The sequence below is a fragment of the Streptomyces sp. ME19-01-6 genome (assembly GCF_033793745.1).
In the GTDB taxonomy this organism is placed as follows: domain Bacteria; phylum Actinomycetota; class Actinomycetes; order Streptomycetales; family Streptomycetaceae; genus Streptomyces.
The window spans coordinates 101980-116069 of the sequence record NZ_JARAXF010000005.1; the positions used below are offsets into that span (position 1 = coordinate 101980).

General features: G+C 72.5%; 15 protein-coding genes. 7 read left to right on the forward strand and 8 right to left on the reverse strand.

Annotation, left to right across the window (positions count from 1 at the left end; translation table 11 throughout):
* Positions 1-30: 30 nt before the first annotated feature.
* The gene (locus PV419_RS13815; protein WP_319688395.1) at positions 31-462 is read left to right on the forward strand and encodes a DUF2000 domain-containing protein; all 432 of its coding nucleotides are present in this window, start codon (positions 31-33) and stop codon (positions 460-462) included.
* Here the strand turns inward: PV419_RS13815 and PV419_RS13820 are convergent.
* The gene (locus PV419_RS13820; protein WP_319688398.1) at positions 437-1834 is read right to left on the reverse strand and encodes an MFS transporter; all 1398 of its coding nucleotides are present in this window, start codon (positions 1832-1834) and stop codon (positions 437-439) included. The genes PV419_RS13815 and PV419_RS13820 overlap by 26 nt on opposite strands.
* 145 nt (positions 1835-1979) lie before the next feature.
* Here PV419_RS13820 and PV419_RS13825 point away from each other — a divergent pair, with 145 nt between their 5' ends.
* Both PV419_RS13825 and PV419_RS13830 read left to right on the forward strand, forming a co-directional pair.
* Entirely contained in the window at positions 1980-2840 is an 861-nt protein-coding gene (locus PV419_RS13825; RefSeq protein ID WP_319688400.1) for a LysR family transcriptional regulator, read from the forward strand.
* 203 nt (positions 2841-3043) lie between these two features.
* The gene (locus tag PV419_RS13830; RefSeq protein WP_319688401.1) at positions 3044-5236 is read left to right on the forward strand and encodes a serine/threonine-protein kinase; all 2193 of its coding nucleotides are present in this window, start codon (positions 3044-3046) and stop codon (positions 5234-5236) included.
* A gap of 54 nt (positions 5237-5290) precedes the next feature.
* Here the strand turns inward: PV419_RS13830 and PV419_RS13835 are convergent, their stop codons facing one another.
* The 3 genes from PV419_RS13835 to PV419_RS13845 form a co-directional block, all read right to left on the reverse strand.
* Positions 5291-6070, reverse strand: a complete 780-nt coding sequence (locus PV419_RS13835) for a sulfite exporter TauE/SafE family protein (protein ID WP_319688403.1) — start codon at positions 6068-6070, stop codon at positions 5291-5293.
* A gap of 97 nt (positions 6071-6167) precedes the next feature.
* On the reverse strand, positions 6168-7193 hold the full coding sequence (locus PV419_RS13840) for a hemolysin family protein (RefSeq protein WP_319688405.1): 1026 nt from the start codon (positions 7191-7193) through the stop codon (positions 6168-6170).
* The gene (locus PV419_RS13845) at positions 7190-8533 is read right to left on the reverse strand and encodes a hemolysin family protein (RefSeq protein ID WP_319688407.1); all 1344 of its coding nucleotides are present in this window, start codon (positions 8531-8533) and stop codon (positions 7190-7192) included. The genes PV419_RS13840 and PV419_RS13845 overlap by 4 nt, the downstream gene beginning before the upstream one ends.
* A gap of 238 nt (positions 8534-8771) precedes the next feature.
* On the opposite strand from PV419_RS13845, the gene PV419_RS13850 reads away from it, so the two are divergent.
* Positions 8772-9227: a TerB family tellurite resistance protein gene (locus tag PV419_RS13850; RefSeq protein ID WP_319688409.1), complete on the forward strand. Its 456-nt coding sequence runs from the start codon at positions 8772-8774 to the stop codon at positions 9225-9227.
* A gap of 41 nt (positions 9228-9268) precedes the next feature.
* On the opposite strand, the gene PV419_RS13855 is transcribed toward PV419_RS13850, so the two are convergent.
* Positions 9269-10216, reverse strand: a complete 948-nt coding sequence (locus PV419_RS13855) for a M56 family metallopeptidase (RefSeq protein ID WP_319688411.1) — start codon at positions 10214-10216, stop codon at positions 9269-9271.
* Between the two features lie 3 nt (positions 10217-10219).
* Positions 10220-10636 (reverse strand): BlaI/MecI/CopY family transcriptional regulator, encoded by a 417-nt coding sequence (locus tag PV419_RS13860; protein ID WP_415925300.1) that lies wholly within the window; start codon positions 10634-10636, stop codon positions 10220-10222.
* A 189-nt stretch (positions 10637-10825) separates the two neighbouring features.
* Here PV419_RS13860 and PV419_RS13865 point away from each other — a divergent pair, with 189 nt between their 5' ends.
* Together PV419_RS13865 and PV419_RS13870 are read left to right on the forward strand one after the other, a co-directional pair.
* Positions 10826-11401, forward strand: a complete 576-nt coding sequence (locus PV419_RS13865) for a TerD family protein (protein WP_319688413.1) — start codon at positions 10826-10828, stop codon at positions 11399-11401.
* Between the two features lie 258 nt (positions 11402-11659).
* Entirely contained in the window at positions 11660-11917 is a 258-nt protein-coding gene (locus PV419_RS13870) for a twin-arginine translocase TatA/TatE family subunit (protein ID WP_319688415.1), read from the forward strand.
* A 54-nt stretch (positions 11918-11971) separates the two neighbouring features.
* On the opposite strand, the gene PV419_RS13875 is transcribed toward PV419_RS13870, so the two are convergent.
* Complete coding sequence (locus tag PV419_RS13875; RefSeq protein WP_319688417.1) at positions 11972-12223, reverse strand: hypothetical protein; 252 nt, start codon at positions 12221-12223, stop codon at positions 11972-11974.
* Entirely contained in the window at positions 12220-12567 is a 348-nt protein-coding gene (locus PV419_RS13880) for a hypothetical protein (protein WP_319688419.1), read from the reverse strand. The genes PV419_RS13875 and PV419_RS13880 overlap by 4 nt, the downstream gene beginning before the upstream one ends.
* 301 nt (positions 12568-12868) lie before the next feature.
* Here PV419_RS13880 and PV419_RS13885 point away from each other — a divergent pair, with 301 nt between their 5' ends.
* Positions 12869-13990 carry a helix-turn-helix transcriptional regulator gene (locus PV419_RS13885; protein ID WP_319688424.1) on the forward strand — a complete coding sequence of 374 codons (1122 nt, stop codon included), beginning with the start codon at positions 12869-12871 and terminating at the stop codon, positions 13988-13990.
* Positions 13991-14090 lie beyond the last annotated feature (100 nt).

Here is a 14090-nt window from a genome sequence, read left to right on the forward strand (position 1 = left end):
GTACGGCGGGGCGGTCGGCAGCCTCGGAGCATGACGACTGAGACCTTCCCCGTACGTTTCGATACGAAGATCGCCGTGGTGCTGCGGGAGGACCTCCAGCCCTGGCAGCGGCTGAATGTGACCGCGTTCCTGGTCAGCGGCCTCGGCTCGGAGCTGCCGGAAGTGATCGGCGAACCGTACGCCGACGCCGACGGCACCCCGTACCTGCCGATGTTCCGCCAGCCCGTCCTGGTCTTCGAGGGGACGAAGGAGACGCTGACCGCGGCGCACACCCGTGCCCTGTCCCGCTCGCTGCCCCGGGCGGTGTTCACCTCCGACCTCTTCGCCACCGGCAACGACCGGGACAACCGCGCGGCCGTACGAGCCGTGCCGAAGGACCAGCTGGACCTGGTGGGGCTCGCCGTGTACGGGCCGCGCAACGCGGTCGACAAGGTGGTCAAGGGCGCTTGTATGCACCCCTGAACGCCACGAACCACAAGCCCGTGGCGGCGCAGGCGACGGCCGCCATCAGAAAGCCCCAGAACGCCCCGGTCGTCCCCCCTGCCATGAGGGGCGCGCCCATGATGGCGACGCCGAGGCTCGCGCCCGCCTGGCGGGCGGCGTTGAGGAGGCCGCCGGCTGATCCGGCCGCGCTCTGGGGGGCGGCGCCGACCACGGCGGTGACCAGGGCGGGGAGCGCGAAGGAGACGCCGAGGCCGGTCAGGAACAGGCCCGCGGCCAGCCAGGCGTACGGGGCGTCGGTGCCGGTCGTGAGGGCGAGGGTGGCGGTGCCGGAGGCGAGGAGCGCCAGCCCGGCGAGTACGGGGGGCCGCGGGCCGGACTTCGCGACGATTCGCCCCGTCAGCGGCGGGTTCAGGGCGAACGGCACGGTGAGGGGAAGAAAGGCGAGCCCGGTGGCCACGGGCCCCAGGCCGCGTGCCTGGAGGAGCAGCGGGAGGACGAAGAGGGTGCCGGTGAGCGTGAAGTTGACCGCAGCACCGGCGGCGAGGCCGGCGCGGACCGCGCCTGAGCGCAGCAGTGCCGGGGTGAGCACGGGGGCGAGGCTGCGGCGTTCGAGCCGGGCGAAGACGACGGCCGCCGCGGCGGCGCCGGTCAGCGCGGCGGCGGTGTGGCCCCACGCCTGTGCGCCCGCCGCGATGAGGCCGTCCGTGGCCAGCGCCAGGCATGCGCAGGCGGCGAGCTGGGCCGGCCAGTCGATGTCGCGGTCGCCGCGCGGGCAGCGCAGCCGCCGGGTCGCGGTCAGGGCGAGGACCACGGCGCCGAGGGGGACGTTGATGAGGAAGACCGCACGCCAGCCCGCGACGCCCACCAGCGCCCCGCCCGCCAGAGGGCCCGCGGCGACGGCGGCGCCGCTGATCGCCGCCCAGGTGGCGACGGCCCGGGCGCGCCCGGCCGGGTCCGGGTACAGGCGGCCGATCAGCGCCAGCGACGACGGTACGCAGGCGGCGGCCGCCGCCCCGAGGACCGCCCGTACGGCGACCAGGGCGCCCACGGTCGGGGCGAGGGCGCACAGCGCGGACCCCGCCGCGAACAGCCCGATGCCGGCGCGGAAGACGCGGTGGGCGCCCAGCCGGTCGGACACCGCTCCCGCGGACAGCAGGAGCGCGGCGAAGACGACCGTGTAGCCGGTGGTCGCCCACTGGAGGCCGGCCACCGAGGTGTGCAGCGAGGCGGCGAGATCCGGCTCGGCGACGGACAGCACGGTGGTATCGAGGAGCACCATGAAATAGCCGAGCGAGATGCCCAGGAGGGCCAGGGGGGCGGGGTGGCGGCGCGGTGCCGCGTTGCCTGCGTGGGGGGCAGGGGCGGGCCGGGTGGCTTTGTCGAGCGTCATGCCCGGCACTGTGCGTCCGGGCGGCCGACCCGCTCCACCGGCCCGGCCGTACACTCCGTTCGGAAATCCCGCATGGTTGGCCGGGCGGACGCCAGAAGAGAGCAGAACAGCCGTGGAGTTGAAACAACTCCGGACATTTGAGGCCGTGGTGAAGCACGGCACGGTCACCGAGGCCGCCAACGCCCTCGACCTCGCGCCGTCGTCGGTCTCCGCGCAGATCCGGGAGCTGGAGCGCGCGGTGGGCGTCGCCCTGTTCCACCGCACGGCGAGCGGGATGCGCCCCACGGCGTCCGGGGAGCGCATGGTCACCTGGGCGCGGCGCCTGCTGGACCAGGCCGAGCAGGCGGTCAGGGAGGTCAGCGGGGCCGGCCCCGGGCTGCGGCTCGGCGCGCTGGAGACCATCGCCGCCGCCTGCGTACCGGCCGTGCTCCAGCGGCTCGCCCGGCGCCACCCCGGTCTCGCGGTGGACGTACGGGTCGCCACCAGCCGCGATCTGCTCCTCGAAGAAGTCCTGGCCGGGAAGCTGACCGCCGCCCTGCTGCTCGACCACGGCAGCACGCTCGGCGGCCTGGGCTTCCCCGTGCCCCAGGCCCCGCTGACCAGCCTGGACGTCGACACCGTCCCCCTGGACCTGGTCGCCGCCCCGGGCCACCGGCTGGCCGGCCAGGCCCTGCGCCCGGCCGACCTCGCCGGGGAGAAGCTCCTGGTCAACGTGGCCCAGTGCTCCTTCCGGATGGCCGCCGACCAACTCCTCGGACCCGACGTCGAGCGGCTCGACGCCGGCGGTGTCGCGGTGATGCGGGCCTGGGCGGAACAGGGGCTGGGGATCGCGCTGCTCCCCCGGTTCGCCGTGGCGGACGGGGTGCGGGCCGGCCGTCTCGTCCGGCTCGGCCTGCCCACCCGCGACCTGCGGCTGCGGCTGGTGTGGAGCGCCTCGGCCGAAGAGGTGCCCGAGGTGCGTGAGCTGCTGTACGCGGCGAGCGCGCTGCCCCGCGCGACCCCTTAGCGTCCCGCCGGCGCCTGCCCACGGTACGGGCCGGCCCGGGCGCCCCGTACCGTGCCATTCGGCGGCGGCGGGTCAGGACCATAGAAGTGTGGAGGGTCGGTGCATGTGCGAGTGCCGCCCGCGCGTGGTGGGCCACTCACCCAGCCGTCGAACCTACTCTAGTGCGGGCACGGGCGTTCGAGTGATGCGAAAGAGGATGGGCAATGCCCCTAGGCACCGGGGATCCTGAATCCATAGGCGGCTACGCCCTGGTCGACCGGCTCGGCGCGGGCGGCATGGGCGTGGTCTATCGCGGGCGCTCGGCCTCGGGACGGTATGTCGCGGTCAAGCTCGTGCACCAGCAGTACGCGCAGGACGAGGAGTTCCGGGCCCGCTTCCGGCAGGAGGTCGCGGCGGCGCGCAAGGTGAGCGGGGCGTTCACCGCTCCCGTGGTGGACGCCGATCCGGATGCCGAACGGCCCTGGATGGCCACGCTGTACGTGCCCGGGCCCACCCTGAGCGAGGTCGTACGCAAGCAAGGCCCGCTGGACGGGCGGGGCTTGCGGACGCTGGGGCTCGGTCTCGTCGAGGCGCTGCGCGACATCCACCAGGTCGGGGTGGTGCACCGGGATCTGAAACCCTCCAACATCCTGATGGCCGAGGACGGGCCGCGCGTCATCGACTTCGGCATCTCGCGCGCCGCCGGCAACCAGACGCTCACCGTGACCGTCGGGCGGGTGCTGGGCACCCCGCCCTTCATGTCGCCGGAGCAACTGCGCAGCCCCCGGGGGGTCACCGCGGCCTCGGACGTGTTCTCGCTGGGATCGCTGCTGGTGTACGCGACGACGGGCACGGCGCCGTTCGAGTCCGACAGCCCGTATGTATCGGGCTATCAGGTGATGTACGAGCAGCCGACGCTGGACGATGTCCCGGAGCCGCTCGCGGCGATCGTCGAACGCTGCCTGGACAAGGAGCCCGCCAAGCGGCCCGACCTGGCCGAGCTGCATCGCATGCTCGACGCGCTGCCGGACTTCGCCGCGGCGGCCGCCTCGACCGCCGAACGACCGACCACCGAAGGGCCGAACGCCGAAGGAGCCCCCGAAGCCCTGCCGCCCCAGCCCTCCGGCGAGCCCGCCGCCGGGCGGCGGCGCCGCAGGCGGCTGATCCTCACCGCCGTCGGCGCGGCCCTGGCCCTCACCGGGCTGACCGTCGCGGCGGTGATGTTCGCGACGGACTCGCCCTCGCCCCAGGCCACCGCGTCCGTGCCGGCCGCGGGGCTGCCCGAGGGCTGGCGCCCCTGGCATACGTCGCTGCGCGTCACCACGCCGGGCCCCCCGGTGGTCTACCAGCAGTCCGGGTGTGTGGCCGCCGCCACCACCCTGTACTGCGGCGGAACGGGATTCACCGTCGCCGCGGTGGACGCCGCCACCGGTCGCGTCCGGTGGCGGTGGGGCGACTCCCCCCAGCAGTCGCGGCCGATCGGGGTGCGCGACGGGGTCGTGTATGTCTACCAGGACTCGGCGGCGGCGGGCCGACGGGTGGTGGCGCTGGACACCGACACCAAGGAACAGCGGTGGGAGCAGCAGATCAGCGGGTCCGCGACGGCGGACCTGTTCTCCGGCGGGGTGCTGACGCAGTCGGCCGACGCCCAGGAACTCATCGCCTACGGAGCGTCGGGCCAGCTGCTGTGGCGGTCGCCGGCGCTCGCGGGGAAGTACTGCGAACCGTCCGCACTGGGTGGCGTCCCGTACGTCCTGTGCGCGCCCCTCGACAAGAACAACCTGGCCACCGAGGGCCCGTACACCCTGCTGCGTCTCGACCCCGACAACGGCACCCAGCGCGAACTCGCCACCCTTCCCAAGAAGTCGCTGCTCCTCGGCGCCTTCGGCGGGCAGCCCCTGTTCGTCGTGCCGCAGACCGCGAAGGAGGTGTACGACGGGGGGTACGAGCGGCCGTACAACGCCCTGATCCGGGTGGACCCGCGCACCGGCGAGACCGAGCGGACCGCGTTGTCCCACACCATGTACGGCACGGCCACCCTGCTGAACGACGTCGTCTACTTCGTCCGGACCAACGGGACGGTCAGCGCCGTGTCCGCGGACACCGGCCGGCGGCTGTGGCGGAGGGCGACGGACATGGAGAGCCTGTCCGCGCCGGTGGGGTCAAAGAAGTACGGACGGCTGTACTTCTGCAACCGCTTCGGCCGGATGCTGGCGCTGAACTCCAGGACCGGGGCGGAGGCGTGGCGCATCACCGCGCTGAACGACGTGGGGGTCGGGGCGGTGACCGTCCCGCCGAGCGTGACGCTCGTCAAGGACGCGATCGTGGCCACGGCCGGGTACACGGCGTTCTCCTTGCGCCCGGACCGGCCCTCGGCCTGGTCCTCGGCCCGGCCGTCCGCGTCCGGCGCGGGGTGAGCCGCCGCCCAGGCACCGGCGGTACCTGGCTGGGAGCGGCGCCGACCGGGCAGGTCACGTCCCCTGGTGCCACAGGCTGACGGCGAGGCCGAGACCGGCCAGGGCGATGGCGATCCGCAGGGGTGTCTCGGGCAGCCGCCGTACGATCACGGGCCCCAGCCAGCTGCCGGCGAAGGCGCCGAGGCCCAGCGCCACGGCGGCGCCCCAGTGCACCGGCGCGACGAAGACATAGGCGACCGCGGCGGTCACGTTCGCCGCGCCGGTGGCGATGTTCTTGACGGCGTTGGTGACCGGAAGCGGTTCGCCGGCGGCGGCGGAGAGCGAGAGCACCGCCAGCATCAGCACGCCGGAGGCCGCGCCGAAGTAGCCGCCGTACAGGCCGACCAGCAGGACCGCGCAGGCCATGGGGAGCGTGGGTCGGGCGGCGGCGGCATGGTCGATCGGGCGCGCCTTGGACTCCACCAGGCGGCGCAGCGGGTCACGGACGAGGATCAGCACCGAGCCGAGCGCGATGAGCCACGGGACGACCGCCTCGAAGGCCGATGAGGGGGTGCCGAGCAGCAGCGCGGCCCCGGCCGCGCCGCCGAGCGCGGCGAGGACGCCAAGACGCAGCAGGCGGTCGCGCTGACCGCGCAGTTCGGTCCGGGATCCGGCCGCGGTGCCCACCGTGTTGGAGAACAGCGCCACCGTGTTGGTCACATTGGCGGCCACGGGCGGCAGCCCGGCCGCGAGCAGGGCCGGATAGCTGAACAGCGAGGCCAGACCGGCGATCGAGCCGGCGAGCCCCGAGGCCACGCCGGCCGACACCAGCAGTGCCGAGGAGCCGATACCCAATGCCCCACTCCTGCCGCTTTGCCGTGCGTGTGCCTGTGTCCGCCGTCGATTCATCCTCCAGATTTCCTGTCTCGTATGCAAGACAGTGTCCACATACTTAGACGGCCATGCGCTCAGGACCCACGAGTTCGTCCAGGACATCCGTCATGGTGACGAAGCCGAGCACCGTGCCGACGTCGTCGCCGGTCACCGCCGCCAGGTGGGTGCCCGCGCCGCGCATCGCGGTGAGGGTGTCGTCGAGCGGGGTGTCGGCGCGTACGCGGGTGACGGCGTGCAGGGCGGTGCGTGGGAAGGGCTTGTCCCGGTCGGTCGCCCCGAGCGTGTCCTTGATGTGCAGATAGCCGAGCACCGCCCCGGCCGGGCCGATCACCGGCAGACGGGAGTAGCCGGAGGCGGCCGCGGCGCGCTCCAGCTGGTCGGGGGTGACCTCGGGGCCGACGGTGACCATCTCCTCCAGCGGCACCAGGATGTCGCCGACCCGCCGGGTGCCCAGCTCCAGGGCGTCGCGCAGCCGCTCGCTGCCCGTGGGGTCCAGCAGCCCCGCGGCGCTGGAGTCCCGGACCAGCCGGATGAGCTCGTCGTCGGTGAAGACCGACTCGACCTCGTCCTTGGGCTCGACCTTCAGCAGCCGCAGGAGCGCGTTGGCGAAGGCGTTGATGCCGAAGACGACGGGGCGCAGCGCGCGGGTGACGGCCACCAGGGGCGGGCCGAGGAGCAGCGCGGTGCGCTCGGGGGCGGCGAGGGCGATGTTCTTGGGGACCATTTCGCCGATGAGCATGTGCAGATACGTGGCCGCGGTGAGGGCCAGGACGAAGGCGATCGGGTGCACCAGGGCGTGCGGGACGTGCACCGCGTCGAAGCCGGGCTCCAGCAGGTGCGCGATGGCCGGTTCGGCGACCGCGCCCAGGACCAGCGAGGAGATGGTGATGCCCAGCTGGGCGGTGGCCAGCAGGGCGGACAGGTGCTCCAGCGCCCACAGCACGGTGCGGGCGCGCCGCCCGCCGGCCTGGGCGGCGGGTTCGATCTGGCTGCGGCGCACCGAGATCAGGGCGAATTCGGCGCCGACGAAGAAGGCGTTGGTGAGCAGGGTGAAGGCGCCGATGGCCAGCTGCAGGACGGTCATCGGGCATCTTCCTGTGAGGTGGCGGGCTCGGTCGCGGGCTGCGCCGGGGCGGTGATGGTGACGCGGTCGGCGCGGTGGTGGTCGATGTCGAGGACGGTCAGCTCCCAGCCGTCGAGGTGGACGGTGTCGCCTTCGGCGGGGATGCGCCCCAGGCGGGTGGCGAGCAGCCCGGCCAGGGTCTCGTACGGGCCGTCGGGCGCGGCGAGGCCGATGCCGGCGAGGTGGTCGAGGCGGACGCCGCCGTCGGCCTCCCAGACGGCGCGGCCGTCGTCGGCGGCGGGCGCGGGCAGCAGGTCGGGGGGGTCGAGGGGGTCGTGTTCGTCGCGGACCTCGCCGATGACCTCCTCGACGATGTCCTCGACGGTGGCGACTCCGGCGGTGCCGCCGTACTCGTCGATGACCACGGCCATGACGCGCTCGGCGCGCAGCCGCTGCAGCAGGGTGCCGACGGGCAGGGTGTCGGGCACCAGCAGGGGCGGTGTGATCAGGTCGGTGACGGGGGTGGCGGCGCGCTTGGCGGCGTCCAGGGCGAGGATGTCGCGGATGTGGACGGTGCCGATGACCTCGTCCAGGCTGTCGCGGTAGACGGGGAAGCGGGACAGGCCGGTGGCGAAGGTGAGGTTGGCGGCGTCGGTGGCCGTGGCGTGCGCCTCCAGGGCCTGGACGTCCACGCGCGGGGTCATCACGTTCTCGGCGGTCAGCTCGCCCAGCTGGAGGGTGCGGACGAACAGCTCGGCCGAGTCCGGCTCGATGGCCCCCTGGGCGGCGGAGTGGCGGGCGAGGGCCACCAGCTCCTCGGGGGTGCGGGCGCCGGCCAGCTCCTCGGCGGGCTCCAGGCCGAGGCGGCGTACGAAGCGGTTGGCGGTGTTGTTGAGGTGGCGGATGAAGGGCGAGAAGGCGGCGGTGAAGCCGCGCTGCGGGCCCGCCACGACCTTGGCCACGGCCAGTGGACGGGAGATGGCCCAGTTCTTGGGCACCAGCTCGCCGACCACCATCAGCACCACGGTGGACAGGGCCACGCCCAGCACGGTGGCCACCGAGGAGGCGGCCGAGCCCAGGCCGACGGCCCGCAGGGGGCCTCGCAACAGCACGGCCAGGGAGGGCTCGGCGAGCATGCCGATCACCAGAGAGGTGACGGTGATGCCCAGTTGGGCGCCGGACAGCTGGAAGGTCAGCCGGCGCACGGCCGCCAGGGCGCCCTCGGCGCCGCGCTCGCCCGCCTCGACCGCGCGCTCCAGCTCACCGCGCTCGACCGTGGTGAGCGAGAACTCGGCGGCCACGAAGACCGCGCAGGCCAGGGTGAGGAGCAGCGCCAGCAGGAGCAGCAGGACCTCGGTCACCGCGCCACCCCCCATTCACCGCTCGGCTGCCGACGGGGGATGGCACGGCTGGTACTGGGAGGTTCACCCATGGCGGGTCCGCCGCTCCTTTTCTTCACTCGGGTTCATCGCTCATTCAACGTAAAAAGATAGTAAAGCATTCCCTCCCGGGACTACGGTGGCCATCACGCAGACTCAGCCCGACCGCACCCTGCTAATTTTTACACCACTGTAGAAACAACACACATACGGAGTTCTCATGGCCCTGTGGGATCGCATCAAGGATTCCGCCCAGACGATGCAGACCCAGCTCGTCGCGAAGAAGAACGACCTGAAGAGCGGTGCGTTCCGCGACGCGAGCATGGCGATGTGCGCCCTGGTCGCGGCGGCGGACGGCAGCGTCGACCCGGCCGAGCGGCAGCGCGTCGCCCAGCTCATCGCCACCAACGAGGTGCTGCAGAACTTCGCCGCGGACGACCTGCAGCGCCGTTTCAACGACTACCTCAACAAGATCACCGCCGACTTCGAGTTCGGCAAGGTCAGCCTGTTGCAGGAGGTCGCCAAGGCGAAGAAGAAGCCCGCCGAGGCGCGGGCCGTCATCCAGATCGGCATCGTCATCGGCGGCGCCGACGGCAACTTCGACAAGACCGAGCAGGGCATCGTGCGCGAGGCGTGCTTCGCCCTGGAGCTGCCGCCGGCCGAGTTCGACCTGTAAGGACGCGACCTGCAAGGGCGCGCCCCAGGACGGCCCGCCCGTCACAGCGGGGTGGCCGCCTGCAGGACGAGAAACAGCGCCACCGCCGCGTTCGCCGAGGACAGCGCGGACGCGGCGGTGCCGGCGGCCGCTATCCAGGCGGCGAGGCCGGCCGCCGTGGCCGCGGGCGGCCACCAGCGCGTGGGCGGCACCGGTCCCAGCAGCGCGGCCACCCGCCGCGGCACGGGCCCGGGGGTGGCGAATCCGGCCAGCGTGGGGGCGGGTGTGCCCCGCGAGACCAGCGCCGCCTTGCCGACCGCACGCGCCGTCACCCTGCGGTCCCCCACCACCCCGGCCGCCTCCTCGTCCGCCCACCGCTCGGCGCAGTAGGCCACCGCGCCCCGGAGCGCGTACAGCAGCGGGTTCGCCCGCGCCGCCAACTGGGCCACCAGAAGGTAGCGATGATGCCGTCCGGCCAGGTGGGCCCTCTCATGGGCGATCAGCGCCTGCCGTTCGCGCGCGGTCAGACAGTCCAGCATCGCGGTGGAGACGACGATCCGCCCCCGCCTGCGGCACGCACCGGGCCCGCCGGGCAGGGCGTAGGCGTACGCCTTGCCGTCGGGCAGCACCGCGACCGGCGACTCCGGCATGCCGACCAGCGCCGCCTGGGCCCGCCGCCGCACCGTCACATGCCGCACCAGGGTGGCCGTACAGCCGGTGGCCACCACGGCCAGCGCGCCGATCGCGGCCTTCCCGGCCACCTCGTCGTACGGCACCGCCGCCCGCACCTCGGGGTCGGACCAGCCGTCCGGGAGCGGATTGCCCGGCAGTTGGGCCGTGCCGACGACGACCAGCAGGACCAGGCACAGCGTCGAGCACAGTGCGAGCACGCCCCCGACGAGCGACAGCAGGCGGGTGGCGGCGCGCGGATGCAGATGCTGCTCGGCCAGGCGCGCGATCGGCAGCGCCGTCAGCGGCAGCACCAGAGGGAGGAAGACGAACATGCCCATGGGTCAGTCCTCCGGCTCCTCCGCCGCCTCGCTCAGCAGATCGCGCAGCAGCCGCTCGTCGTCCGCCGACAACCCCGTCACAAAGCTCGCCAGCACGGCCTCCCGGTCGTCCTGACCGTCCAGCACCCGGCGCATCCGCAGCGCGGCCAGGCCCGCCTCGTCCGCCTCGGCCCGCCATACGAACGACCGGCCCACCCGCTCCCGCGCCACGGCCTGCTTGGTGTGCAGCCGGGACAGAATCGTCATCACCGTCGTATACGCCAGGTCGCCCTCGAGCCGCTCCTGCACCCAGGCCGCCGTCACCGGCCCGGCCGCCCGGCTCAGCACCTCCAGGACCTGCGCCTCCAGCTCGCCCTGCCCGCGTCGGCGAGAACGCGGGCGCGGACCGTCCTCGTCCGGGTCCAAGGGGTCGTGCCTCACATTCCGTCTCCCTCCGCTCCGCGGCGCGGCGCCGCGCCACGACGCGCCGCTCGCGACCGGCCGCCCCAGGACCGTACCTCCTCGGCGGCCGCGCACCGCCCCACTCATTTCTTCTACAGTGCTGTAGATTTTCCATCCGGGTCCACAACCCGGCACACCGAACCGCAGCCCCAACCACAGGAGGAGATCGTGGGAGTTTCCCTGTCCAAAGGCGGCAACGTCTCGCTCAGCAAGGAGGCACCGGGCCTGACCGCGGTCCTGGTCGGCCTCGGCTGGGACGTACGGACGACGACGGGCACCGACTACGACCTGGACGCCAGCGCCCTGCTCTGCGACGAGGCCGGGAAGGTCCCCTCCGACCAGCACTTCGTCTTCTACAACAACCTGAAGAGCCCCGACGGCTCGGTCGAGCACACCGGCGACAACCTCACCGGCGAGGGCGACGGCGACGACGAGTCCATCAAGGTCAACCTGGCCGCCGTGCCCGCCGACGTCGCCAAGATCGTCTTCCCGGTCTCCATTCACGACGCCGAGTCCCGCGGCCAGAGCTTCGGCCAGGTCCGCAACGCCTTCATCCGCGTGGTCAACCAGGCCGACGGCGCCGAACTCGCCCGCTACGACCTCAGCGAGGACGCCGCGACCGAGACCGCCATGGTCTTCGGCGAGCTCTACCGCCACGGCGCGGAGTGGAAGTTCCGCGCGGTCGGCCAGGGCTACGCCTCCGGCCTGGCGGGCATCGCCTCCGACTTCGGGGTCGGCGTCTGACGCCCCCGCCTTCACCGCCGCCGCTGCCGGCCGGGCCCTCGGGCGCCCCGGCCCGGCGGCGGTACCGCCGCGGCCCGCGAGGCCTGGCGGCGGGCCCTCCTCGAACGCGGCGTGCTGACCCGCGCGAGCGACTGCGCCACAATCAACCCCAGAGGACGGTGGAACCCGTCCGCCGCCCGCGCCTCGGCCACTCCAGCCCGGACTTCGCCGGCCCCGACTTCACCCCGCCCCGCCACCCCGCGAAGAAAGCAGGTACCGATGCTCGGGATAAGTGAGCTGTCGCTCCTCCTCATCGTCGTCATCGTCGTCCTCGGGGCCAAGAAGCTCCCGGACCTGGTCCGCGCCATGGGCAAGTCGACCCGCATCCTCAAGAGCGAGGCCAAGGCGATGCCCTCCGACGACGCGCCCGCCGTCTCCGAGGACGCGTCAGGACACCGCCTGATCCGGGCCGAGCCCGGCGATGTCATCCGGTCCCGCACGGAGCCCGGCCCCGGTAGCGGCGCCGGTCCGCACTGACCCGGCTGCCGAGGACCGCCCACCCCCGTGGGGGACGAGGGCGGGCGTTGGTTTTCAGTACCGCTGCCGGCCGCCTGGGTAGCGGACCGGCTGACGGCATTCGGGCACATCGGCGGGCGAGGGCTGCCCGCCGAGCGCGTAGCACAGGGCCGCGTGCAGCTGTTCCGCCTGCGCGGGGGTCAGCTCCAGCTCTGCGATGGCGCGGTGCTGTCCGTCGCTGCTGATCTGGAGCGGCAGCGCGAGCTCCCCCTCGCACGTGCGGCGCTGGCCCCGCCCGGGGACGGGCCCGATCCGCCAGCCGGTCATGACAACTCCCCGGCACGCTGAGGGTCCGGCCCATGCGGGCCGTCGTCCGGGTCGGCCGCGCCGTCGCCGGGTGCGGACAGGCGCCCGCCTCTGCTCTCGGCCACCCGCAGCACGTCGCGCAGCGCCTCGCACAGCCGATCCGCCAGGAACTGGAGTTCCCCTACGCCCGCCTTCCGGTCCCCGAGCAGCGCACGGGCGTGGTCGAGGAGCTCCTTCCCCATAGACACCTGGAGCGCCTCGATCTCGTCCGCTCTGCGGCTCAGCGGGCTGTTGCCGTCGTCCGTCGCCAGATAGCACGGTTTGCCGTCGGAGTCGGACCACGGCAGCAGCCGCAGGCCGGACATCGCCCTCACCGCGCCTGCACCAGGCCCTGAGCGGCATCCAGCAGCTCATCGAGACCACCCGCGCGGGTCCGATGGCGGCCGGACGGCCGTAAGGCGCAAACTGCCCTCACCCATTCGAGTGCACACCGGATAGGGTCACGCATGCGATCAGCTCCTTCGTAGCTGTTGGCCACGCCCCGGACGTTCGCCCGTCGCGGGGCTCCTTGCGTCTGATCACGTTGCCGAATGGCCATAGCCCTACGGGAGTTGACGGGCGTTGACTAACCTGGAAAGTCAACGGTCAGCACCTTCCGGAGCAGGCATGGACGACTTCCGAACACGCGTCCGCGCCGCACTCGCGGCGCAAGGCATGAGCATCAGAGGCGCCGCCCGCGCCCTCAATTACGACGTGAGTTACCTGTCCCGAGTCGTCAATGGCAAGCAGCAGCCGTCCCCAAGACTGGCGGAAGGATTGGACGAACTACTTGGGCAAGACGGGGAACTGGCCGCGCTGGCGACGAAGAATCACCTCCCTGCACAGCCGGACGGACCTGAAGCGGGCGTCGCGCACATGAAAGAAAGCGCCACCTATCTCCTGCAACATGCCAATAGGTACGGTAGCGACACGGTGGCGCCCACCGCTGTCCAGGTGTGGAGATCCGCACAGCGAAAACTCGACAGCGGTTCGATTCCGGAAAAGGAGCAGCTCGCTTATCTTGCCGCCGTGGCGGAGTCCGCCGAAGTCGCCGGATGGCTGCTCTACGATGCTGGACAGTGGGATGCCGCCCGCGCCGCCTTTCTTGAGTCTCATATGCTGGCCCGCCACGCGGGGGACCGGTCAATGCAGTGGTTCGCGCTGGATCTGCTCGCGATGCTGGACATTGAAATCGGACGCCCGGGCGAAGCGCTGCGTATCGCTGATGAGGTTTTGGGCCAGCGTCGCGTTCCCCCGAGAGTGGCGCTCTTGGCCCAGGTGCGACGCGGCCGGGCGCTCGCCCAGATAGGCGAGCATCAGCGCACCCAGGCCGCTCTCAAAACGGCAAAGGGGTACGTCGAGGAGTCCCTAAGCCCCAGCGACCCGGGATGGACATGGTGGGTAGATGAGGGCGAAGTAAGGTGGCACAGGGGTGTGGCGTTGCTGGAACTCGGCGCCCCGGAAGAAGCCATCCCGGCCATCCACGGCTCCATCGAACGCTTAACAATTCCCGACGGCAGGGGCGCATTGCATGAGAGAATCGGACTGCTCTCCGCCTTCGCGAAAAGCAAGGCGTGGCGCGAGGCGGAAACGGAACTGGAGACCATCGCGTCACTGCTGCACACGGTCCGCTCGGGAAGAAACCGTTATGTTCTCCGGCGGGTACTGCGCACGGTCGACCAGGAATCGCACGCCCCGGCTGGGCTTTCGAGCCTTGCCATGGACGTAGCCACCGCTCTGGCGCCATGACTCGGCATGGACTTGTGGTGTGGTTGTGTCGGGGCCACGCCGGCCGGTGGGCGGGGGGGGGGGGCACAATCAACCCCCATCGCCAGGGCGGTGGGGGGCG